The sequence below is a fragment of the Saccharospirillum salsuginis genome (assembly GCF_014651855.1).
GTDB classification, from domain to species: Bacteria; Pseudomonadota; Gammaproteobacteria; order Pseudomonadales; family Natronospirillaceae; genus Saccharospirillum; species Saccharospirillum salsuginis.
Window position 1 is genome coordinate 205,435 of sequence record NZ_BMXR01000002.1, and the last position, 21,957, is coordinate 227,391.

16 protein-coding genes are annotated in these 21,957 nt (G+C 63.2%); 9 read left to right on the forward strand and 7 right to left on the reverse strand.

From position 1 onward, the window contains the following. Positions 1-154 precede the first annotated feature (154 nt). On the forward strand, positions 155-1,438 hold the full coding sequence (locus tag IE111_RS04145; RefSeq protein WP_189607239.1) for an aq_1923 C-terminal domain: 1,284 nt from the start codon (positions 155-157) through the stop codon (positions 1,436-1,438). A 176-nt stretch (positions 1,439-1,614) separates the two neighbouring features. Here IE111_RS04145 and IE111_RS04150 read toward each other — a convergent pair whose 3' ends face one another. The 3 genes from IE111_RS04150 to IE111_RS04160 form a co-directional block, all read right to left on the reverse strand. After that, on the reverse strand, positions 1,615-2,943 hold the full coding sequence (locus IE111_RS04150; RefSeq protein ID WP_189607240.1) for a TldD/PmbA family protein: 1,329 nt from the start codon (positions 2,941-2,943) through the stop codon (positions 1,615-1,617). Then, entirely contained in the window at positions 2,943-4,328 is a 1,386-nt protein-coding gene (locus IE111_RS04155; protein WP_189607241.1) for a TldD/PmbA family protein, read from the reverse strand. The genes IE111_RS04150 and IE111_RS04155 overlap by 1 nt, the downstream gene beginning before the upstream one ends. Positions 4,329-4,564: 236 nt before the next feature. Further along, positions 4,565-6,274 (reverse strand): DEAD/DEAH box helicase, encoded by a 1,710-nt coding sequence (locus IE111_RS04160; RefSeq protein ID WP_189607242.1) that lies wholly within the window; start codon positions 6,272-6,274, stop codon positions 4,565-4,567. A gap of 510 nt (positions 6,275-6,784) precedes the next feature. On the opposite strand from IE111_RS04160, the gene IE111_RS04165 reads away from it, so the two are divergent. Next, on the forward strand, positions 6,785-7,354 hold the full coding sequence (locus IE111_RS04165; protein ID WP_189607243.1) for an NADPH-dependent FMN reductase: 570 nt from the start codon (positions 6,785-6,787) through the stop codon (positions 7,352-7,354). Between the two features lie 150 nt (positions 7,355-7,504). Here the strand turns inward: IE111_RS04165 and IE111_RS04170 are convergent, their stop codons facing one another. Continuing rightward, positions 7,505-7,957, reverse strand: a complete 453-nt coding sequence (locus IE111_RS04170; RefSeq protein ID WP_189607244.1) for a DUF4826 family protein — start codon at positions 7,955-7,957, stop codon at positions 7,505-7,507. A gap of 158 nt (positions 7,958-8,115) precedes the next feature. Here IE111_RS04170 and pepD point away from each other — a divergent pair, with 158 nt between their 5' ends. Next, the gene (gene pepD, locus IE111_RS04175) at positions 8,116-9,594 is read left to right on the forward strand and encodes a beta-Ala-His dipeptidase (RefSeq protein ID WP_189607245.1); all 1,479 of its coding nucleotides are present in this window, start codon (positions 8,116-8,118) and stop codon (positions 9,592-9,594) included. Between the two features lie 147 nt (positions 9,595-9,741). On the opposite strand, the gene IE111_RS04180 is transcribed toward pepD, so the two are convergent. The 3 genes from IE111_RS04180 to IE111_RS04190 form a co-directional block, all read right to left on the reverse strand. Next, on the reverse strand, positions 9,742-11,136 hold the full coding sequence (locus tag IE111_RS04180; RefSeq protein ID WP_189607246.1) for an aminoacyl-tRNA deacylase and HDOD domain-containing protein: 1,395 nt from the start codon (positions 11,134-11,136) through the stop codon (positions 9,742-9,744). A 110-nt stretch (positions 11,137-11,246) separates the two neighbouring features. Next, positions 11,247-13,316, reverse strand: coding sequence for an ATP-dependent DNA helicase RecG (gene recG, locus IE111_RS04185; RefSeq protein WP_189607247.1), 2,070 nt, complete (start codon positions 13,314-13,316; stop codon positions 11,247-11,249). 6 nt (positions 13,317-13,322) lie between these two features. Further along, on the reverse strand, positions 13,323-14,246 hold the full coding sequence (locus IE111_RS04190; protein ID WP_189607248.1) for a hydrogen peroxide-inducible genes activator: 924 nt from the start codon (positions 14,244-14,246) through the stop codon (positions 13,323-13,325). Between the two features lie 83 nt (positions 14,247-14,329). Here IE111_RS04190 and IE111_RS04195 point away from each other — a divergent pair, with 83 nt between their 5' ends. From IE111_RS04195 to IE111_RS04220, 6 genes are all read left to right on the forward strand, one after another. After that, entirely contained in the window at positions 14,330-15,136 is an 807-nt protein-coding gene (locus IE111_RS04195; protein WP_189607249.1) for an NAD-dependent epimerase/dehydratase family protein, read from the forward strand. Between the two features lie 167 nt (positions 15,137-15,303). Further along, a complete protein-coding gene (locus tag IE111_RS04200; RefSeq protein ID WP_189607250.1) occupies positions 15,304-16,305 on the forward strand; it encodes an AraC family transcriptional regulator in 1,002 nt (333 codons plus the stop codon). Between the two features lie 141 nt (positions 16,306-16,446). After that, positions 16,447-17,661 (forward strand): acetyl-CoA C-acetyltransferase, encoded by a 1,215-nt coding sequence (locus IE111_RS04205; protein WP_189607251.1) that lies wholly within the window; start codon positions 16,447-16,449, stop codon positions 17,659-17,661. 2 nt (positions 17,662-17,663) lie between these two features. Then, positions 17,664-19,814, forward strand: coding sequence for a 3-hydroxyacyl-CoA dehydrogenase NAD-binding domain-containing protein (locus tag IE111_RS04210; RefSeq protein WP_268245013.1), 2,151 nt, complete (start codon positions 17,664-17,666; stop codon positions 19,812-19,814). After that, positions 19,811-20,974: an acyl-CoA dehydrogenase family protein gene (locus tag IE111_RS04215; protein WP_189607253.1), complete on the forward strand. Its 1,164-nt coding sequence runs from the start codon at positions 19,811-19,813 to the stop codon at positions 20,972-20,974. Before IE111_RS04210 ends, IE111_RS04215 begins: the two co-directional genes overlap by 4 nt. Next, complete coding sequence (locus IE111_RS04220) at positions 20,974-21,957, forward strand: CaiB/BaiF CoA transferase family protein (protein WP_189607254.1); 984 nt, start codon at positions 20,974-20,976, stop codon at positions 21,955-21,957. Before IE111_RS04215 ends, IE111_RS04220 begins: the two co-directional genes overlap by 1 nt.

The window sequence follows — 21,957 nt, forward strand, 5'->3', positions numbered from 1 at the left end:
GCCCATCCCGGCCTTGCCGGATCCCTGTTTTCTCACCACGAGCCGCTCGTTTTGCGATCCATGTCTTTGATCCGCTGATGCCGGGCCGGTAAGCTGGCCGTCGGGGGCCGGTTGTACACCCGATGCCTTGTGTTCCGCCTACAGAGGATTCGATATGAAAAGGATGCTGCTCATCGTGCTCGTAGCCGTCGTCGGCGGTTTCGTTGTGACTCACCAGATCATCGCCGGCAAGGTCGGCGACCGGATCGACCAGATGTCGGACAACATGGCCGCCGCCGGCAGCCTGAATCACGGCAATATCTTCATCACTCCGACCGGCACGGCGCTGATCAACCGGGTCGTTTTCTACCCCAATGGCACTTCGGGCGATGTGCGCATAGAACGGGTCGCCATTCGGACGGGCAGCCTGAAGGCGCTGTACGACCTTGGCCAGGGTATGCAAGGCGGGCAACCCCCGGAAAACCTGACCGTCGACTTCGAAGGCATTCAGGCGGATCTCGGCGACAACTTTCTGCAACCGGTCGGGCAGGGCGCGACGAGCCAGCCGGCCGACTTTTTCGCCGCCGGCTGCGGCGAACGCACCTACTTCTCCTTCGCCGACCGGGATGCCATGGGCTATCAGTCCATGCTGTCGGACATGACCCTGCAGTACCGCTTCCAGCCCGGTCCGAATCGCCTGACCGTTAGCGGCGAGTGGATCACCCGGGGGATGGCCGGCGTCGAATACAGTGCCGATCTGCAATTGCCCAGCGGCCAGGCCGGGCTGCAACTGCACCACGCCAGAGTGCGTCTGGTTGATCACGGCTACATGGACGCGGTACTCAACTTCTGTGCCCGCGAAACCGGGCTCGACGTCGCCAGTTACCGGCAGCAGCATCTGGCTGCCTGGGAGGCCAATTGGGCCAACTTTTCGATGGTGCCGGGAGACGGTCTGGTCGCCGCCTATGGTGACTTTGTGGAAAAACCGGGCAGTCTGACGCTGGAGACCTATCCGGAGATCAACTTCATGCAGGCGATGATGAATCCGACACCGGAGGCGCTGTTTCAGCTGCTGGACCCGCGCATTCGCGCCAACGACGGAGAACCGCGTCCCTTCCGGGTGGCGGTTGCGATGGAGGATTGGCGTGAATCCGGGCAAACCGGTGAGGCCGAGACGGACTCGGAAAACTCCGACGAGAAACCGGAAACGGTGGCGCAACCGGAAGAGCCAACATCGTCCAAACCCAAGATCAAGCGACTGGGCCGATCCGAATGGTCGACCCACCTGAATCAGCCGGTCTGGTTGACACTGAACGACGGGCGTCGCCTGGAAGGGATGATGCTCTCGCTCGACGGGGAGCGGATGCGGTTCCAGCAGAACGTCTACAATGGCCAGATGGTGATGCCGCTGCGCATCGATGAGATATCCGACGTGCACCTGCAGCCATCGCCGCGATGATGCAAATAGGGTGGGCACTGCCCACCATGGAAGGATAACTTGGCTTCGACGTGTCACTTGGCGGTGTGTGTAGTGATTGCTTTCAGCAGGCTGGTGGGCGACCGATGCATCGGACCGACCCACCCTACCCGTCAGACGCTGGAAAGAGGGGGATCTCCCCTCATCGTCCCAACTAATTAACCTGAAATCGCCACGTCACTGAACCTGAGAGTTGGCATCCTCACCGAACGGCGCCAGTTCCACTGCGCCGTATCTCCGATTACAGCAATCCGTTTGAGCAATTCGAAGAAGTTGGCCGCGACTGTGATGCCGCGTACCGCCTGAATTCGCTTGCCATCCCGACACAGGTACCCGCTGGCCCCGAGGCTGAAATCGCCGGTCAGGGCGTTGGTGCCGGAATGCAGGCCGTCCAGGTCGGTCAGCAGCAGGTACTCGCCCGAGGTCAGGTCCGCCGAGGTCGCCCGGCCCGGTGTGACGGTCAGCTGGTGCGCGCCGACACCCAGTGACGATTTCGGGCCGCGCTGGGCATGGCCGGTGGTTTCCAGGCCGAAGTGTCGGGCCGTGGCGCTGTTGTGCAGCAGCGTACGCAATTCGCCGTTCACGATCAGCGGTGTGGTCCGGCAGGCGGTGCCCTCGGCGTCGAACAACCGATAGCCGAAGCCGTCGGTGTTGTCCGGCTCGTCGGTCAGGTTGAAGTCGGCCGAGGCGACGGCCTGGCCGAGCTGGTCGCGCCAGGGGTTGACCCCGTCTTTGGCGGCCTTGGCCGACAGGGCCGACATGAAAGCCGACAACAGGCCGGCCTGGGCCTCGGTATCGAAGATGACGTCGTAGTGCCGGCTGGGCACGGGCTTGCCGGCCAGCAGATCGATGGCGTCCGCGTACACCCGCTCGATCAGGTCGTCGGCGTTCAACGCCTCGCCGGTGCGTGCGGTCTGGCCGTGACCGGCCATGGCGGTGATGTCGCCGTCGGCCGCCAGAGCGTAGGCGAACAGGCTGTTGGTGCGGCTGCGGTGGCGGGCGTTCAGGCCCCGGGTCGAGAGCAACTGGCGTTCTCCGATGCGCTCGCTGACGCCGTTGTAGGGGACATTGCGAATGCGGTCGCGGCCAGCCAGCGTGCGTTCCAGGTAAAGCGCCAGGTCGATGCGCGCTTCCGGCGTCAGGTGGCTCTCCGGGCACAGCAGGGCGTCGTCGCTGGTCAGCGTCTGGGCGTTGTCCGGTATCTGCTGCTCCGGGTCCGGCTTGCTGAATTCGGCGTTGACCAGGGCCTGGTTCAGCAATTGATCGAGTGCGGCCTCGTCGCGGGCTTCCGAATAGGCCAGACCCACCCGTTCGTCCTTGATGACCCGCAGGCCCAGGGTGCGGGTGTCACTGACGGCCTGCTCTTCCAGTTCCCCGTCACGGGCTTTCAGTGACAGGCTTTGCTGGTGGTCGATGATCAGGTCGGCTTCGGCTCCCCGGTCGCGGGCTTTCTCCAGCAGGGTGTCGTATGGGCGTGTATCGGTCATCAGGCGTTGCCTCCCACCAGGATATTGTCCACTTTCAGGGCGGGTTGGCCCACCGTGACCGGTACGGCGCCGCTGACCGAGCCGCACATGCCGCAAGCCAGCGCCAGGTCGCGTCCGACCATGCTGATTTCCCGCAACACCGCCGGGCCCGTGCTGATCAGGGTGGCGGCCTTGACCGGGTACTGCACCTTGCCGTTTTCGACGTAATAGCCTTCGGTGACGGCGAAGTTGAACTCGCCGGTGCCGGGCTGCACCGAACCGCCGCCCATGCGGGCGGCATAGATGCCGCGATCCATGGAGGCGACCATGTCGTCCAGGTCGTCGTTGCCCGGTTCGATGAAGGTGTTGCGCATGCGCGAGGCCGGTGCGAAGCGATAGCTCTCGCGGCGGCCGGACCCGGTGCGTTCGTATCCGGTTTGCTGCGCACCCATGCGGTCGACCAGGAAACTGGTCAGTTGGCCGTCCTTAATCAGTTGGGTTTTGCGCGTCTCCATGCCTTCGTCGTCGATGTTGATCGAGCCCCAGACGTTGTCGAGCGTGCCGTCGTCGACGGCGCTGACCACGGGGCTGGCGATCATTTCACCCAGCTTGTCGTGAAAGACCGAGGCCTTGCGCGCGACCGAGGTGGTTTCCAGCAAGTGGCCGCAGGCTTCGTGGAAGATGACGCCGCCGAAACCGTTACCGATCACCACCGGCATGTGACCGGACGGGCAGGCCTTGGCGCCCAGGTTCACCATGGCCTGCCGGGCGGCTTCCTCGCCGAGACGGTCCGGGTCCTGCTGGCTGTGCAGTTCCCAGCCCAGCAGTCCGCCGACGTTGTCCGAACCGGTCGCCTGGCGGCTGCCATCCATCGCGACAGCGGTCACGGCGATGCGGCAGTAGTGGCGGCTGTCGCGGGTGTGCAGGCCTTCGGTGGTGAAGATTTCCACGTCCTGTTCGCGTTGCAGGCAATTGCCGATGGTCCGGCCGATGGCCTCGTTGTGGGCGCGTGCGGCGCGGTCGGCCCGGCGCAGAAAGTCGACCTTCTCGGCCAGCGACAGATCCTGGCTCAAGGCGATGCGGGCCGGGTGACGGTTGGGGAATTCACGAAAATCGAAGGCCGTGGCCGTGGTGACCGGGTCGCGGCGGTCCTTGGCGGCCAACTGGTCGATGACGGCGTTCAGCGCCTCCGGCCGGTCGTCGTTGGTGTAGCCGTACAATACCTTATTGCCGTACACCAGGCGGATGCCGATGCCGAAATCGAGACCGCTCTGGACGTTCTCGACCTGGTCGAGCAGGGTGCGCAGGTTCTGGCTTTGGTGGCGCTCGATAAACAGATCGGCGAAGTCGGCGCCCTGGGCCAGGGCGTGGTCGAGCACGCTCTGGGCGGTGTGTTTGGGAAGCATTCGGTCGTCCGTTTGCGATGGGATTACCGGAAGTGTAGAGAATTCGGGTGGGGTGTGGCTATGAAGCCAAGGGTAAAAATCGGGGAAGGGGAGCGGGTAGGGCAGAAGAGCCGGAGGCGACATCTGCCGAGAGGGCGCAGCCCTCTAGCCGGTGCCACGTTAGGAAAACTAGGGCGGGCGGTGCCCGCCATGGCAGATATCGCCTAGGGCTCTCCTGCCCTACAAAGACGAATAGCTTACGACTTGCGGGGTGGCTTGTTTTTGCGCGGCGGGCGCTTCTCGCCTTTACCGTCCTCGACCCAGGCCCGCAGGTTCAGCGGACGACCCTTTACCCGTGTCTTGCGCAGCTGCTCGAAGATTTCCTTCGGCATGCCGGTCGGAAGGTCGACCAGGGTGTAGTTGTCGAAGATGCTGATGTTGTTGATGAAGCGACCTTCGATGCCGGCTTCGTTGGCGATGGCGCCGACGATGTTGCCCGGCTGGACGCCGTCCTTGCGGCCGACGTCGAGGCGGTATTTGTTGGCGTCGTAGTCCAGTGCGCGATCCCGCGGAGCACCGCGCTCACGGCGTGGTTTACCATCACGGTCGGGGCGTTCGCGACGTTCTTTCGCCGGGCGTGGTTTCGGGTCTTCCGGTACCTGCAACGGCTTGTCTTCCTGGGCCATCATGGCGAGGGCGGCGGCGATGTCGCGCAAATCGAGGTCTTCGTTTTCGGTCCAGCCATCGATAACGGCGCGGAAAAAGCCGAGGTCGGCGGTTTCAATGCGTTCTTCGATTTCCGTCTTGAAGGCGGCGGCGCGGTGTTCGCTGAGTTCGGCGGCGCTGGGCAGCGGGTAGGGCTTGAGCTGCTGCTTGGTGACGCGTTCGATGTCGCGCAGCAGACGGCGCTCGCGCGGTTTGACGAACATGATCGCCTTGCCGCTGCGACCGGCACGGCCGGTCCGGCCGATGCGGTGAATGTAGGTCTGGACGTCGCCGGGGATGTCCCAGTTGATGACGTGGCTGATGCGCTCGACGTCCAGGCCGCGCGCGGCGACGTCGGTGGCGATGACCAGGTCCAGCTTGCCTTTCTTGAACTGGTTGATGATGTCTTCACGCTGCTTTTGGGCCACGTCACCGCTCAGGGCGGTACAGGCGTGGCCGCGTGCGGCCAGTTTTTCCGCCAGGAACTGGCTTTCGACCTTGGTGCGCACGAACAGGATGGCGGCGTTCCAGTCTTCCACTTCCAGGATGCGGGTCAGGGCTTCGAGCTTGTTGATGCCGCCGACGTGCCAGACGAACTGTTCGATCTGGCCGAGCGTGGTTTCGTTCGGTTTGATCTCGATGCGCACCGGGTCGTTCAGGTATTGCTGGGTCAGGCGTTTGACCTGGGGCAGCATGGTGGCGGAGAACAGAGCGACCTGCTTGGTGGCCGGCGTGTGTTCCAGAATCCAGTCGATGTCTTCGACGAAGCCCATGCGCAGCATTTCGTCGGCTTCGTCCAGTACCAGGTGCTTGAGGCCGCTCAGGTCGAGTGAGTTGCGGCGCAGATGGTCCATGACGCGGCCCGGGGTGCCGACGATGACCTGGGGGTTTTGCTTCAGGCCGCGCAATTGGTTGCGCATGTCGGCGCCGCCGTAGATGGGCAGGACGTGAAAGTTGTCGAGACCCTTGGCGTAGGCCTGGAAGGCTTCGGACACCTGGATGGCCAGCTCACGCGTGGGGCACAGGACCAGGGTTTGCGGGCCCTGGTTGCCGGTTTCCATAATCGACAGCAGCGGCAGGGCGAAGGCGGCGGTTTTGCCGGTGCCGGTCTGGGCGAGGCCGAGGACGTTGCGGCCTTGGAGTACGGCGGGGATGGCCTGGAGCTGGATGGGGGTCGGGGTTTCGTATCCGAGGTTGTTCAGGGTGTCGAGCAAGGCGGGCGCCAGGCCCAGTTGGTCAAAACGGGCGGTTTCTTCGGTCATAATCGGTTGTTTCCTCGAGGTGGCCATGAGGTATTCACGGCCGGTCAGGCTGTATCACTGGGAGCCTTGTTCGAGTCACACCATTCATCCGAGGGGGTCGTCGTCGACCGGTTCAAACCGGCTCCACCACCTGCTGACACAGTAATTCGTTTCCGGGAAGCGGTTGTGGGCTTCCCTGGGCAGGTAAAACGGCCGCGGAGTATACATGAGGTGATGGGGCTTGTCTTTCATTGATCAGATTAATTCAAGTCATTGCTCAAAATAACTGTCTGGAATGAAAGTGGGTCGGCATTATAACCTTCGTAACCAATGGCGATGTCTGGTGGCTTGGCTCCAATGTGCCGGAAACCCGCGCCGGCTACCGGGTTTGCTCATTCGGGGCCGCCGTGAACCCATCCGTGGGGGCTTAACTTCGGCATCCATGCCTCAGATATCCCCGACTGAGCAAACCCGGCATCCGTCGCTAGCCACATCAGTCAAGACCCCAACATTCGATAAGGAGTTTGTACTATGAAAGCCCTACTATTACCCGGAAGCCGCCGGGAAAACAGTCTGAACCGCCGTTTGCTGGATGCGATTGCCGCGAACCTGGAGGTTGAGGGGGTTGAGGTGGATCGGGTGGTGCCCGGGGATTTGGTGGCGCCGTTGTATGACGGGGATCTGGAAGACAGTGACGGGGTGCCGGAGTCGATCAAGGCGTTGAATCAGCGGATGAGGGCTGCGGATGCGTTGGTGGTGGTGACGCCGGAGTACAATGGGTTCTTTCCGGCGCTGTTGAAGAATACGTTGGATTGGATGTCGCGCAAGACGGGCGGTGAGTCGGGGACGGCGGTGTTTGCGGATAAGCCGGCGCTGATTTTGGCGGCGTCGCCCGGCGGGCGTGGCGGTATGCGGGCTTTGCCGCATTTGCGGTTGCAGTTGGGGAATCTGGGGCTGAATGTATATCGCCAGCAGTTGGGTGTGGGTGGCGCCGGTAAGGTGTTGGGCGACGGTGGTGAGGTGTTGGATGAGGGACTGTCCGGTCAGTTGGCGGATTTGGCCCGGAATTTCACCGGTTTTGCCCGAAAACTGGCCGGGTGACGCGTTACCTGTAGGAGCGCAGGCCCCTGCGCGACAAGTCGCAGACATCGGCGGAGCTGTGCGCCATAGGCCGGGTATTCAGTCGGCCGCTTCCACAGTGCTTCGGGTTAATTCTGTCGCGCAGGGGCCTGCGCTCCTACTTAAATGCAGTTACCACAAGCTGTCTTCGTCGACCCACCGCTGCAGCCGCATGGCGCGGTCTTCGATGGCAGCGCCGATTTTGGGCCGGTCTTCGATGAATTCGATTCTAAATTCCGGGTAGTCTTCTCCGGCTTTGAGCCGGGCGGCGGCGAAGCGCCATTTGGCGGCGAAGTAGCGCAGGATGTCGCGCGGACGGTCGCTGAAGTTGTTGATGCCGACAATGTCGGATGGGACGTCGCCGGCGATGCCGTACCAGCCGTCGAAGCCGGGTGTGCCGAGGCTGCGCACGCGCCACAGGCCGACGTAGGGGACTTTGCTCCAGAACGGTTCGATGTCGATGGCGCCGATGACGATGTGGCGGCTGTCGAAGTAGTGGCGCAGGTCGCGCCGGCGTTCGTTCAGCCAGAGTCCGCGGTTGAAGCGGTTGCGATAGTCCGGTGCCTCAAGTGGCTTGGTTGCCATGGCTCGTACTCCAGAGCGGACGGGCATGTTCGCTCAACGTTAACTCAGGTTGCCACTTGTCCTGTATCCCCGCAATCCTTTTAAAGTCGAATAATAGCCTTTTGTAACCGCTCCCAGTAAGCTGATCCGCCGTTTGTATTGGTCATTGGTGGAGTCGCATGAACGCACAGTTTGAATCTGACCTGGCATTGCCACAGCAACCCGAACACCTGTGGCGTCATTTTCAGGCCATTACCCGAATTCCGCGTCCTTCCGGTCAGGAAGGTGCTTTGCGTGACCGTATTATCAAGTTAGCCGAAGAGCGTGGTTTTCGCCATGCGGTCGATGAGGCGGGTAATCTGGTGGTGTATGTGCCGGCCTCGGGAGGATGCGAGTCGGCGGAGACTGTGATCATCCAGAACCATCTCGATATGGTGACGGTGAAGACCGGTGACAAAGAACACGATTTCGAGCGCGACCCGTTGTCCCTGCAGGTCAAGGATGGCTGGCTGAGCGCCGACCGCACCACGCTGGGAGCCGATAACGGCGTCGGTGTGGCGGCCGCCCTGGCGGCGATGACCGATCCGGACGTGACGCACCCGCCAATGGAATTGCTGTTCACCACCGAGGAAGAAACCGGGTTGCACGGAGCCTCCAATTTGGATGCCTCTCTACTGACCGGTACGCGCATGCTGAACCTCGACACCGAGGACTGGGGCGAACTCTACATCGGTTGCGCCGGCGGGTATGGTTATGAAGCCCAGCGCCAGATCATGATGAAGCGTCCGCGTCCCGGTCTTGTGCCCTATATGTTGCACCTGAAGGGATTGAGCGGTGGCCATTCCGGTATTCAGATTCACGAACAACTGGGCAATGCGAACAAACTGCTGACCGAGGTACTGGTCGATGCCGATGAACTGGATTGGCAACTGAGCCGTTTTCGCGGCGGTGTGGCCCACAACGTCATCGCCCGCGAGGCCTCGGTGGAGATTCTGGTCGACCCGGAGCAGATGGATCAGTGGCAAGCCCACCTCGATCAGGTCCGCGACCGCTGGCTCGGTTACCTGCCCGAGGCGGACCAGGGGCTGAACTGGGTGTTCGAGCCGATCGAGCGGGAAGAGCCGCTGGTCGCTTCGGCCGCGGACACGCACATGATCCTCAACCTGCTCAGTGTCCTGCCGCATGGCGCCCAGAGTTATAACCTGCAACAGCCGGCCGATCTGGTGGACCTCAGCGTCAATCTGGCCGTGGTTATGCTGCAGGACGATACACTGCGTATTCAGACCAGCATGCGCTTTTTCAATGAAAACCAGGCGCGCCCGCTCAAACACAAACTGGAAGCCTTGTTCGAGATTTTTCAGATAGGGTATTCCATCATTCTCGACTACCCCGGCTGGAATCCGGATTTCGACAGCGCCCTCGTCGCCCGTACCCGCGACATCGCGGCCAGACAACTGGGCGAAGTGCCGGTGCTCAAGGCCATCCACGCGGGTCTGGAGTGCGGCATTCTGAAGAGCAAGAAACCGGACCTCGACATCGTCTCCTTCGGCCCGACCATCAAGGGCGCGCACAGCCCGACCGAACGATTGGAGATCGCGACAGTCGAGCCGTTTTGGCGGTTGGTGACAGGGGTGTTGGAGGATTTGGCGCGCGTTTAGGGTGGGCACGAGTCGTTGAAATAGGGTGGGCACAGCCCACCATGGAAGTACGCCGGGCCATTGCAATAGGCGATCGATCTGATGGACTGCCAGTGGCATTGAACCGGGTTGCATCCATCCCGATGGTGGGCCATGCCCACCCTACGTTTAGCCTCCCAGTCCCTTGATGATCCCCGACAACTGATCTTTCGATTCCACCAGGCTCTGCATCACTTCATCCACGTCGTCCGGATTGATGTGCAGATGCTCGTATACGCTGTCGTCGAATTGGACCGGCTCGCCCGGTAACAGGTTGTATTCCTGCAGCAGGTGGTTGGCCAGGTACACCAGATGGGCGTGGTCGGCGTGCCCACCCAGATAGTCCGGTTCGGCCTGATAGCGAATGCCGATGCAGACCGCGTCCGGCATCTTCCAGCTTTTCATTAAAGACGCGGCGATCTGGTCGCCGGTGATGCCGAGCAGGTAGTGCTCGACATGTTGATGCTGAATGTGGCGGTTGGCTTCGAGCATCCGGCAGGTGGCCGAGAAATGCGGCCGGAAGGCGTGCGCCAAAATCAGGTAACCGAAGTTGTGCAACAGGCCGGTCAGGTAGGCGAGGCCAAACCCCGGGCGGAATTCACGCGGAATCAGCGACAGCAGGGCGCCGCAGGTCGCGGCGACGTAGACCGCCCGCGTCCAGTAGGGCGCGAAGCCTTCGGGATGGTCTTTGGGCAGTTCCAGCGTCTGACCCAGGGACAGGCCGAGCGACAGGTTCATCACCAGGTCGTACCCCAACACCCGCACGATGGCGTCCTGGACCGATTTGATCGAGCCCGGCGCCGAGTAGTAGGAAGAGCTGGCCCAACTGACAACCTGAGCCGCCAGACTGGGGTCGCGTTCGACGATGCGACTGAGTTTGCTGATGTCCGCGTCCGGATCGACGCGCAGGCGGATGATGGCCTGGGCGGTTTGCGGCAGCGGCGGTATTTCCAGTGTCTCTTCCAGGCGCTGGCGAATACGCAGGGCCGTGAAATTGGAGACCGCCCGGTGAATCTCTTCCCGGTCGTGCTCGAACAGGGACATTTCATGGTCCGGAATCAACGGCGGCAGGTCGACGCACAGGTCGTTCACCTTGGTCGTTTCGCGCTGTTTGATCAGGCGGATGTCCTGCAGGTGAATCAGGCGGGTTTTGTTGCCGCTGTAGATGAACACTTCGGGCGAGTCGAGCAGCCGTTTGTCGATCAGGGTTTCGGCTTCGATCAGGTCGTCGAAGGCCGGCAGTGTCTTGATCGATAACTTGGCTTTGATTTTCTCGATTTCAGGGACCGACAGAGGCTGCAACTGCCGTCCTGTCAGACGGCGGACTTTTTCCAGATCGAGCAGACTGTCGGAACGGAAAAAGACCTGTACCAGGCCGAACGAGTCGCTCAGCAGCGCTACTTCAGCACGCACCCGGTTGGACCGGGAGGGGCCCAATTCATGATCGATGCCGTGTTTGCGCAGATGTTGCTTGACCAGGAAAGGCAGATCGGAATCGTTGGGCTCGGCCATCGCTTTCGCCATGTGGTGGATTTCCTTTATCGTTCATCCGTGAGTGTAGATCAATATGACCCCGAGGGGTCGACTGATCGAGTGACTATGGTCATTAACCCAGTGTCAAACCGTCGATTGTGTCACACTTGTGCATATCGGTCCGCATTGAACAGCCAGCGGTTGACCAGCGGTTCCACGTGGCCGGGGTATTCGACCGTCAACCGGTGCGCCAGCTCCGGTACAACATCCAGCCAGTTACGGTCCCGTTCCAGGTCCGCCACCCGGAATTGCATGGCACCGGTCTGGCGCGTGCCCAGAACCTCGCCCGGGCCGCGCAATTTCAAGTCTTCCTCGGCGATGACGAACCCGTCCGAGGTGCTGCGCATGACTTCCAGTCGCTGGCGGCTTTGTTCGGACAGCGGTGTTCCGAACAGCAGTAGACAATAACTGTCTTTCGAGCCCCGGCCAACCCGGCCGCGCAACTGATGCAATTGGGCCAGACCCAGGCGTTCGGGGTTTTCGATGATCATGACCGAGGCGTTGGGCACATCGACGCCGACTTCGATGACCGTAGTGGCGACCAGGATGTCGAGCTGACCGTCCTTGAACGCCGTCATCAGGCGGGTTTTCTCGGCGCCCTTCATGCGCCCGTGCAGCAGACCGATGCGCCGGCCGGGCAGGGCACGCTGCAGGTTGTCGGCGGTGTCTTCGGCGGCCTCGGCCTGCAGCTCTTCGGACTCCTCGATCAGGGTGCAGACCCAATAGACCTGGCGACCGTCGCCACAGGCGGCATCGACGCGGCGGACGACGGCATCGCGCCGGTCCTGACTGATCACGGTGGTGGTCACCGGTGTGCGCCCCGGCGGCAGCTCGTCGATGATGGAGACGTCGAGATCGGCATAGGCGGTCATCGCCAGGGTGCGTGGAATGGGGGTGGCCGTCATGGTCAACTGGTGCGGCAGGCCCTGTCGCGCCTTCTCTTTCAGCGCCAGACGCTGGTGCACGCCGAAGCGGTGTTGTTCGTCGATGATGACCAGCCCGAGTTGCGCGTATTCGACGCTTTCCTGAAACAGGGCGTGGGTGCCGATCATCATCTGGATACGGCCCTGGGCCAGATCGTCCAGGGTCTCACCGCGTTGTTTCTTGCCGTGTTTGCCGAGCAGCAGGCCGCAGGTCAAGCCCAGTGGTTCGACCCACTGGCTCATGTTGCGAAAGTGTTGCTCGGCGAGCAGTTCGGTGGGCGCCATCAGGGCAACCTGGTAACCGGCTTCGATGACCTGCAGCGCCGCCAGCATGGCGACCAGTGTCTTGCCCGACCCGACGTCGCCCTGCACCAGGCGCAACATCGGCAGCGAACGGCCCAGATCGTCCTGGATTTCGCCGACGACCCGTTGCTGGGCGCCGGTGAGGGTGAACGGCAGTTGTTTGAGCAGTTCGCTGACCAGTGACGTGCTCGGTGGAAAACGCACAGCGCCGAACGCCTGGGTTTTCTGGCGAATCTGCATCAGGCTCAGGTGATGCGCCAGCAGTTCCTCCAGCGCCAGGCGTTGCTGGGCCGGATGCAGGCCGGCGAGGAGAGCGTCGGTGTCGCTGCCGGGTGAGGGATGGTGCAGGCTCAATAGGGCGTCGGTCAGCGACGGCAGCCCCCAGCCGGCGAGCCAGTCGGGCGGCAGCCATTCGGGCAGGCCCCCCTGGCGCTTCAACGCGGTGATCGCCTGTTCCACCAGTGAGCGCAGGCGACCCTGGTTCAGGCCTTCGGTGCTCGGATACAGCGGGGTCAGGGCGTCGTCCAGCGGTGGGAAATCGCCATCGTCACGCACCTGGTATTCGGGGTGCATCATCTCCAGCCCGGTCGAACCCATACGCACCTCGCCGTAGCAGCGGATGCGGGCGCCCTGCCGCAAACGGTTCTGTTGTGCCTTGGTGAAGTGAAACAGGCGCATGGTGAGCAGGCCGGTCCGGTCCGAGATGCGGCAGATCAGGCTACGGCGCCGTCCGAACAACACCTGGCTGCCCATGACCTCGCCTTCGATGACCACGGCCATGCCCAGCTTCAATTGCCCGATGGGCGTCAGCCGGGTCCGGTCCTGGTATTTGTACGGCAGGTGAAACAGCAGGTCGCCGACGGTCAGCAGACCGATGCCGGCGCATTTTTCGGCCAGTTTGGGTCCGATGCCGCTCAGTTGGTTGATGGGGTGCTCAAGCGCCATGACGGATCAGGCGGCGTTGCTACCGATCTTGCACTGTCGGATACAGGTCTCCAGCAAATCGATGGCTTTGGGGCGCGGGAAGCTGGCGCGCCAGGCCAGCGCGACCGTCCGGCGCGGGGCCTTGCCGGCGAAGGGTCGCACGGCGACCTGCTTGTCGTTGTACAAAGTGGTGCCGGTGGCCGATTGCGGCAGGATGGTGACCCCCAGGTTGGAAGCGACCATATGGCGCAACGTTTCCAGCGAACTGCCGTCGGCCATGGTGCGCACGCGCCCTTTGGGGTCGCGCGAGGCGGAGGCGATGTTCGGGCAGGTGGTGAAGATGTTGTCGCGGAAACAGTGGCCCTCGCCCAGCAATAGCAGGGGTTCCTTGATCAGCCGTTCGGCCGGGATGGCCTGCTCCTGGGTCAGCGGGTGACCGCTGGGTAGCAGGATTTCGAAGTCCTCGTCGAACATCGGCTTGGTCAGCACATCCGGTTCATTGAACGGCAAAGCGATAATGATGGCGTCGAGCAAACCGTCGCGCAGCCGGTGCCGTAACACCCCGGTAAAGTTTTCCTCGATTTCCAGTGGCATGTCCGGCGCCATCTGCCGCAGTTGCGGAATGATGTGCGGCAACAGATAGGGGCCTACGGTATAGATGACACCCAGTTTTAGCGGGCTGGACAATTGGTTCTTGCCGGCGTGGGCCAAATCCTCGATCTTGTGGCTCTCCTCCAGAACCCGCTGCGCCTGTTCGACGATGCGCTGGCCGATGGGCGTGACCTGAACGCCGGATTTGCCGCGTTCGAAGATGGCGACGCCGAGTCGGTCTTCCAGCTTCTTGATGGCGACGCTGAGCGTGGGCTGCGCCACAAAGCAACGATCCGCCGCCTTGCCGAAGTGACGCTCCTGGGCCAGGGCAACGATGTAGCGCAGTTCGGTCAGTGTCATGATGGGTTCCGGTTGGGCCTGGGATTATCGAGGATAAAGTGTAAGCTATCGAAAAGTCTTTTCTGATACAAGAGGGTAATTGAATGGCAGGGCGAGTGGTGTTGGCCGGCGTCGGTGATCTGAATCGGCGCGTGGCGCGGCGGTTTCTGGATCGGGGGGGCGAGGTTGTGGGTTTGCGCCGTTCGTCGCCGGACGCCGATCTGGGGTTCGAGCAGCACAGCCTGGATCTTGCCACCCAGGTCTGGCCCGATCTGGACGCGGATTGGGTTGTCATGGCGCTGTCCGCGCCCGAACGCACGGCCGAGGGCTACCGTCAGGGGTATGTCGAACCGGTCAATCGCCTGCGCGAGAGCCTGGACCGCTGGCGACGGATGCCGAGCCGGGTGGTCGTTGTCGGGTCCTCCCGCGTTTATGGCGTCGATGACGGTCGCGAGCTGACCGAAGACAGTCCGATCGAACCGGCGGATTGGGCCGGGGAGCAATTGGCGGAGATGGAAGCCGAGGTGGACGCCCTGCCCGTGCCGTCGACCGTGGCCCGGCTGAGTGGCATCTATGGTCCGGGTCGGGACTGGTTGCGGCGTATGGCCCGGTCACTCGAGGAAAAGCCGCCCAAACGCAACCACTGGACCAATCGAATCCATATCGAGGATGCCGCCTCGGCCCTGGCGCATGTTGTGCTGGACGCGCCTTTTGCCGAGCGGTATCTGGTCACCGACCGTTGCCCGGTGCCCTTGTACGACGTGTTGAGCTATCTGCGCGAGCGGGAAGGGCTGCCGGCCATCGACAGTGTGCCGCCGGTCGGTGGCGGCAAGCGGTTGCTGTCCGATCGGCTGGCGAGTACCGGCTTCGAATGGCAATTCCCGGACTACCGGGCCGGCGGATATCGGTAGGAGCGCAGTCCTCTGCGCGACCATTCGAACACCAGAGCGGGACAAAAGGCGATTGGAGCCTTGTTATTCAGTCGCAACGCGCATGGCCTCCGCCTCATTCTTTCGCGCAGGGGACTGCGCTCCCACAGTTGGGTACCATATCCGCTTCATCCTGCTTTCGAACCGCCATGTCCACCGTCCCCAACAGCATCATCGCCGCCCATGCCCGCGCCGCCCAGACACGCGGTGCGAATGTGGAAGCGTTTCTGCATCGCTTCGACCTGGACCCGGATGCCGTTTTCAGGGAGCAGGGGCGCAGCGACATCCAGGCCTTCGGCCAGTGGCTGGGAACCTTGTGGCGTGAGATGGGCGACGAATCGGGCGGTTTTTGCCGGCAGAAGATGAAGACCGGCACCTTCGCCATGGCCAATTACGCTGTCGCGTCGGCCGGAACCCTGCGCAAGGCGCTGATCCGCAGCGGCCAGTTCTACGACATCGTCGGGGACTGTCTCAACGTCTCGCTGCACGAGGAAGGCCAGGAAGCCCGGGTTGTGATTCAACTGCGCGAACCGTCCGATCTGGACCGGCGGGTGTTCTACGATTCGCTGCTGATCATCTGGTTGCGCTGGTCGAGCTGGCTGGTGGACACGCCGTTGTTGCCGGAGCGGGTGCACCTGTCGTTCGATTGGCCGCCCTATCGGGAGGAGTACGAGGCCATGTACGGCTGTCCGGTGTATGCCCGCCAACCCGAGTGCGCCCTGATCTTCGACCGGGCCTATCTCGACTTGCCCGTGAACCGTACACCGGAACAAATGGCCGAGTTCCTGGCGCAGGCCCCGTCCGTTCTGCTCACCCAGTATCGCCGCGATCGCAGCCTGGCCCAGCAGGTGCGGCGTATCCTCAATGCCAGCCAGGACCCGCTGACCCTGGACCAGAGCCATGTGGCGGATCGGTTGGCGGTGTCGCCGGCGACCTTGCGTCGGCATCTGCATTCGGAAGGGACCCGCTTTCAGGCGTTGAAGGACCAGTGGCGTCGGGGGCGGGCCGTGCATTTACTGAAGACCACGGATTGGACCCTGCAACGGATCGCGCTCGAACTGGGGTTCTCGGAAGCCAGTGCCTTTCACCGGGCGTTCAAACGGTGGACCCGGATCAATCCCGGGGATTACCGGCAGCCCCCTCCATCATGACGACGCCTGTCTGAGCGAATTGATCAATTCCCCTGACCGTTTCGGTCATTGCCCCATTTTGGTGAGCTTCTAAGCTGGGTTCAGTTTCGGTGGCCGTTCAGCCATCCACTCCGATCGTACCAAGCACGCCGAGGATCTCTTATGACACCGGACGCTCTTATATACGACGCCATCCGCACGCCCCGGGGGCGGGGCAAGCCGGGTGGCGCGCTGCACGAGATAAAGCCCATTCAATTGGTGGCCGGGCTGATGCAGCGCCTGGTGGAACGCAATCCGATGGAGACGAGTGCCGTGGATGACGTTGTGCTGGGCTGCGTCTCGGCCATCGGGGATCAGGGTGGGGACATCGCCAAGATCGCGAGTCTCTACGCCGGCTGGGATACGGACATCGCCGGGGTGACGCTGAACCGGTTCTGCGCCTCGGGCGCGGAAGCGGTGAACCTGGCGGCGATGAAGGTGCGTTCGGGCTGGGAGGACCTGGTGGTGGCTGGCGGCTTCGAGTCGATGTCGCGGGTACCGATTTTGAGCGACGGCGGACCCTGGGCGCTGGATCCGGAGACGAACGACCGTACGGGGTTTGTGCCCCAGGGCGTCGGTGCGGATTTGATCGCGACCCTGGCCGGCTTCGATCGCGAGGCGGTGGATGCCTTCGCGGTGGCGTCGCATCGCAAGGCGGCCGCGGCCTGGGACCGGGGCGGTTTCGATCAGTCGGTCGTGCCGGTGGTGGATAGCAATGGCGAGGCGGTGCTGGCGCGCGATGAGACCGTGCGGGCCGATTGTTCGATGGCGGGGCTGTCGGGGTTGAAGCCGTCGTTCGCCGCGATGGGCGCGTCGGGGTTCGATGATGTGGTCCGGTCCAGGTACCCGGAAGTGGAGCGTGTCGAGCATGTGCATCATGCCGGGAATTCCTCCGGCTTGGCCGATGGCGCGGCCTTACTCCTGGTCGGCAACGAGACCCAGGCGAAGCGTTGGGGCTGGACACCGCGCGGTCGTGTGGTCAGCACGGCCGTGGTGGGATCCGAGCCGACGATCATGCTGACCGGGCCGGCGCCGGCGGCGACCAAGGCGTTGAAACGGGCCGGTCTGAGCGCGCGGGACATCGATCTGTGGGAAGTGAATGAAGCCTTCGCGTCGGTGGTGATGCGTTTTCAGCGCGAATTGGATGTGGATCCGGATCGGGTGAACGTGAACGGCGGCGCCATCGCCATGGGGCATCCGCTCGGGGCGACCGGCGCGATGCTGATCGGCACCGTGCTGGATGAACTGGCGGCACGCAACCAGCGCTATGGCCTGGTGGCCATGTGTGTGGGCGGTGGCATGGGCATCGCCACCATCGTGGAACGGTTGGGGGATTGAGCATGACGACTGTACGACTGGAAACCGATGAAAACCGTATCGCCCACCTGATCCTGGACCGGCCGAATGCCTCGTCCAATGTGATGGATCCCGCTTTCGGCGAGGATCTGGCGGGGTGTCTGGACGCGTTGGAGGCAGGGCCGGACCTGGCCGGTGTGATCGTGCGCTCCGAAAAGAAGAGCTTCATGGCCGGCGGTGACCTGGATTTGCTGCGCCGGGTCGACGACGACAATGCCGCGACTGTGCTGGGCCTGCTGAACAGCCTGAAACGCTCATTCCGGCGCCTGGAGTTGCTGCACAAGCCGGTGGTGGCGTGCCTGACCGGCACGGCTCTCGGGGGCGGCTTCGAGCTGGCGCTGGCGTGTACGCATCGCATTGTGCTGGACGACCCGCGCATTCGGGTCGGCCTGCCCGAGGTGACGCTGGGGCTGTTGCCCGGCGCTGGCGGCGTGTCACGGATGGTGCGCCTGTTGGGGTTGGAGGCGGCCATGCCGTTACTGACCGAAGGCAAGCAATTGGCACCGGACGCGGCCGAGCAACAAGGTCTGGTGCACGAACGAGCGGCCACAACGGAGGCCCTGTACGAACAGGCGAAAGCCTACATCCGCGCCAACCCCGAGGTCTGCGCGCCCTGGGACCGGAAAGGTTTCAAACTGCCGGGCGGTTTGCCCAATCAACCGCGCCTGGCGCCGTTGCTCTCGGTGGCCCCGGCGATGATCAAACAGAAGACGCACGGCTGCTACCCGGCACCGGTCGCCGTCTTGGCGGCGGCGGTTGAGGGGGCTTCGCTCGACATCGAGGCGGCCGGCCGGATCGAAAACCGCTATTTCATGCCGCTGGCCAAGGGCCCGGTGGCCAAGAGCCTGATTTCGACGCTGTTTTTCCAGAAAAACGCCATCGACGGCGGTTGGAACCGGCCGACAGCGGAGGCCGAGCCGATTCGTCGGGTCGGCGTTCTCGGTGCCGGCATGATGGGTGCCGGCATCGCCTGGGCCTGCGCCAGCAAGGGCATCCCGGTGGTGTTGCTGGATGTCTCCCGGGAGAAAGCCGAGCACGGCAAGGCGCACAGCGAAAAACTCGTCGCCAGGCGGGTCGGCCAGGGGCGTTGGACCGAGGCGCAGGGCAATGACGTCCTGGATTCGATAAAACCGACGTCCGATTACACCGACCTGAAAGACTGCGATCTGGTCATCGAGGCTGTGTTCGAGGATCGAAGCCTGAAAGCCGAGGTCACCCGGGCGGCCGAAGCCGCGATCGGAACGGAGTCCCTGATCGCGTCCAACACCTCCACCCTGCCGATCACCTCGCTGGCGACGGCCGTCTCCGATCCGGCACGCTTCGTTGGCCTGCATTTCTTCTCGCCGGTCGAGAAGATGCCGCTGGTCGAGATCATACGCGGCGAGCATTCGAGCGACGTCAGCCTGGCGCGGGCCTACGATCTGGTGAAACGCATCGGCAAGACACCGATCGTGGTCGACGATGGGCGCGGCTTTTTCACCTCACGCGTCTTCAGTACCTACACCTACGAGGGCCTGGCGATGCTGGCCGAGGGCGTACCGGCCGCCGAGATCGAGAACGCGGCCTGGCTGGCCGGGTTGCCGGTCGGGCCGCTGGCGGTGATGGACGAAGTCTCGCTGGGCTTGCTTGAACATGTGCGCGCCCAGACGCGGGCGGACCTCGAAGCCGCGGGTCAGACCGCGCCGGAACACCCGGGCGATGCCGTACTGGACCGGATGCTGGCGCTGAAACGACTCGGCCGTGCCAAAGGGGCCGGTTTTTACGATTACCCCGCGGAGGGCCCGAAACGCCTGTGGCCGGGCCTGGCCCAGGAATTCGGCGCCTCTGTCACCGCACCGCTGCAGGACCTCAAAGACCGATTGCTGGCCGTGCAGGCGCTGGAGTCCGTCCGCATTCTGGACGAAAGCGTGCTGAACAGCGTCGCCGAAGCCAACATCGGGTCGATCTTCGGGCTTGGTTTCCCGGCCTGGACCGGCGGTGTGCTGCAATACATCAATCAATACGGACTCGACGCCTTCGTCGAGCGCGCCACCGACCTGGCCCGCCGATACGGCGACCGTTTTCAGCCGCCGGCCAGCCTGGTCGAACGCGCCCGGAACCACCAGACCTACCAAGACAAGGACACCCGCGCATGAACCTCCCCAACCGACCCGAACGCACCCTGTTTGACGCCGAACTGCGCCTGTTTGGCGATGCGGTCAACCAGTTCCTGACCGCCGAAGCCCTGCCGCACCGGGAAGCCTGGGAGGAAGCCGGGCAGGTGGACCGCGACCTCTGGCGCAAGGCCGGCGAACAAGGCCTGCTGTGCCCGACAGTCCCGGAGGAATATGGCGGCGTGGGCGTCGACTTCCGCTACAACGCCCTGGTCGACGAGGCGATCAACCGTCTGGGTCTGACCGGCATCGGTTTCGGCCTGCACTCGGACATCGTCGCGCCCTACATCCTGCACTACGGTACGGAGGCGCAGAAGCAGCACTATCTGCCAGCCATGGTCAGCGGCGACTGCATCGGCGCCATCGCCATGACCGAGCCGGGCACCGGGTCGGACCTGCAGGGGATCGCCACGAATGCGGTGCGCGAAGGCGATGGCTGGGTGCTCAACGGTGCGAAAACCTTCATCACCAACGGCCAACTGGCCGACCTGGTCATCGTTGTCGCCAAAACGGACCCCGACGCCGGTTCCAAGGGCTTCAGCCTGTTTCTGGTGGATGCGGATTCGGCCGGCTTCAGCAAGGGCCGCAACCTGAAGAAGGTCGGCATGAAAGCCCAGGACACCTCCGAACTCTTTTTCGAGGATGTGCGCCTGCCGGAGAACGCCCTGCTTGGCGAACGCGGTGCCGGTTTGCAATACCTGATGCGAGAACTGCCGCAGGAACGGTTGAGTGTCGCCATCAACGCCGTCGCCCATGCCGAGGCTGTGCTGGCCGAGACTCTAACCTATACCCGGGAGCGCACCGCCTTCGGCAAACCCATCACCGCCTTCCAGAACACCCAGTTCAAGCTGGCGGAACTGGACAGCGAACTGACCATGATGCGTGTGTTCGTGGACCAGTGCCTGGACTGGCATATCCACGGACAACTCGATGCCATTATGGCCGCCAAGGCGAAATACCTGTCGACCGACCTGCAGTGCAAGGTGGCCGACGAGTGCGTCCAATTGCACGGCGGCTACGGCTATATGTGGGAATACCCGGTTGCCCGCGCCTGGGCCGATGCCCGGGTGCAGCGCATCTACGCCGGCACCAACGAGATCATGAAACTGATCATCGGCCGCGCGCTGACGGAGGAGCGCTGATGGGCCCGCTCACCGGCCTGAAGGTATTGGACTTCAGCACCCTGCTGCCGGGCCCGTTCGCGACCCGCCAGTTGGCGGACCTGGGTGCCGAAGTGCTGCGCATCGTCTCGCCGCGTCATCCGGATCTGATGCAGCAGTTCCCGACCACGGACGGCTATCTGAACGGCGACAAACGCCGGGTGCTGTTGGATCTGGCCGAACCGGGTGCCCGCGACCAGGTGCGGCCATTGCTCGGTGATTACGACATCGTACTGGAACAGTTCCGGCCCGGCGTGATGGCGAAATTCGGGCTGGATTACGAGAGCCTGAAAGCTGATTTCCCGGAATTGATCTATTGTTCGTTGACCGGCTACGGCCAAACGGGACCGTTGAAGGACAAAGCCGGACACGACATCAACTACCAGGCGCTATCTGGCCTGGCTTCCTATGGCGGTAGCGAGCGGCCGCAACTGACCTCGGTGCCGGTGGCGGACCTCGCCGGATCCCTGAATGCCGTCATCGCCATTCTGGCGGCCGTGCACGAACGGCACCGAACCGGGCGGGGCCGGTATCTGGATGTGTCCATGGCCGAGAGCGCCTTGAAGCTGAACGCGATGGAGGCGCCCGCGGTGTCCGCCGGAACGCCAAGTCCCGAGCCGGGGCGGGGCTGGTTGAACGGCGGCCTGTTTTACGACTATTACCAATGCGCCGACGGCAAATGGGTCTCGGTCGGCGGCCTGGAGCCGAAATTCATCCAGGCCTTGTGTGACGGTTTGGAGCGACCGGAGTGGGTGGAACGGTTCCTGGACCCGTCGCCCGCCCGGCAACAGGCCCTGAAGGTGGATCTGCAGGCCGTGTTCGCCGGTGAGGTCCGCTCGGTCTGGTTGCAGCGGTTGTCGGGCGATTGTTGCGTGGAGCCGGTGTTGACCCTGGCGGAAGCCCTGCAGCATCCGCACTTTGTGGAACGCGGTGTGCATAAGAGTTTCTTCCGTAGGTTGGATTAG

Coding starts and splice junctions, on each gene's coding strand:
- IE111_RS04210 (WP_268245013.1), top strand. CDS start 17,664: ATGACGACTGTACGACTGGAAACCGATGAAAACCGTATCGCCCACCTG.
- IE111_RS04180 (WP_189607246.1), bottom strand. CDS start 11,136: ATGGCGAAAGCGATGGCCGAGCCCAACGATTCCGATCTGCCTTTCCTG.
- IE111_RS04215 (WP_189607253.1), top strand. CDS start 19,811: ATGAACCTCCCCAACCGACCCGAACGCACCCTGTTTGACGCCGAACTG.
- recG (WP_189607247.1), bottom strand. CDS start 13,316: ATGGCGCTTGAGCACCCCATCAACCAACTGAGCGGCATCGGACCCAAA.
- IE111_RS04190 (WP_189607248.1), bottom strand. CDS start 14,246: ATGACACTGACCGAACTGCGCTACATCGTTGCCCTGGCCCAGGAGCGT.
- IE111_RS04220 (WP_189607254.1), top strand. CDS start 20,974: ATGGGCCCGCTCACCGGCCTGAAGGTATTGGACTTCAGCACCCTGCTG.
- IE111_RS04145 (WP_189607239.1), top strand. CDS start 155: ATGAAAAGGATGCTGCTCATCGTGCTCGTAGCCGTCGTCGGCGGTTTC.
- IE111_RS04155 (WP_189607241.1), bottom strand. CDS start 4,328: ATGCTTCCCAAACACACCGCCCAGAGCGTGCTCGACCACGCCCTGGCC.
- IE111_RS04150 (WP_189607240.1), bottom strand. CDS start 2,943: ATGACCGATACACGCCCATACGACACCCTGCTGGAGAAAGCCCGCGAC.
- IE111_RS04165 (WP_189607243.1), top strand. CDS start 6,785: ATGAAAGCCCTACTATTACCCGGAAGCCGCCGGGAAAACAGTCTGAAC.
- IE111_RS04160 (WP_189607242.1), bottom strand. CDS start 6,274: ATGACCGAAGAAACCGCCCGTTTTGACCAACTGGGCCTGGCGCCCGCC.
- IE111_RS04200 (WP_189607250.1), top strand. CDS start 15,304: ATGTCCACCGTCCCCAACAGCATCATCGCCGCCCATGCCCGCGCCGCC.
- pepD (WP_189607245.1), top strand. CDS start 8,116: ATGAACGCACAGTTTGAATCTGACCTGGCATTGCCACAGCAACCCGAA.
- IE111_RS04205 (WP_189607251.1), top strand. CDS start 16,447: ATGACACCGGACGCTCTTATATACGACGCCATCCGCACGCCCCGGGGG.
- IE111_RS04170 (WP_189607244.1), bottom strand. CDS start 7,957: ATGGCAACCAAGCCACTTGAGGCACCGGACTATCGCAACCGCTTCAAC.
- IE111_RS04195 (WP_189607249.1), top strand. CDS start 14,330: ATGGCAGGGCGAGTGGTGTTGGCCGGCGTCGGTGATCTGAATCGGCGC.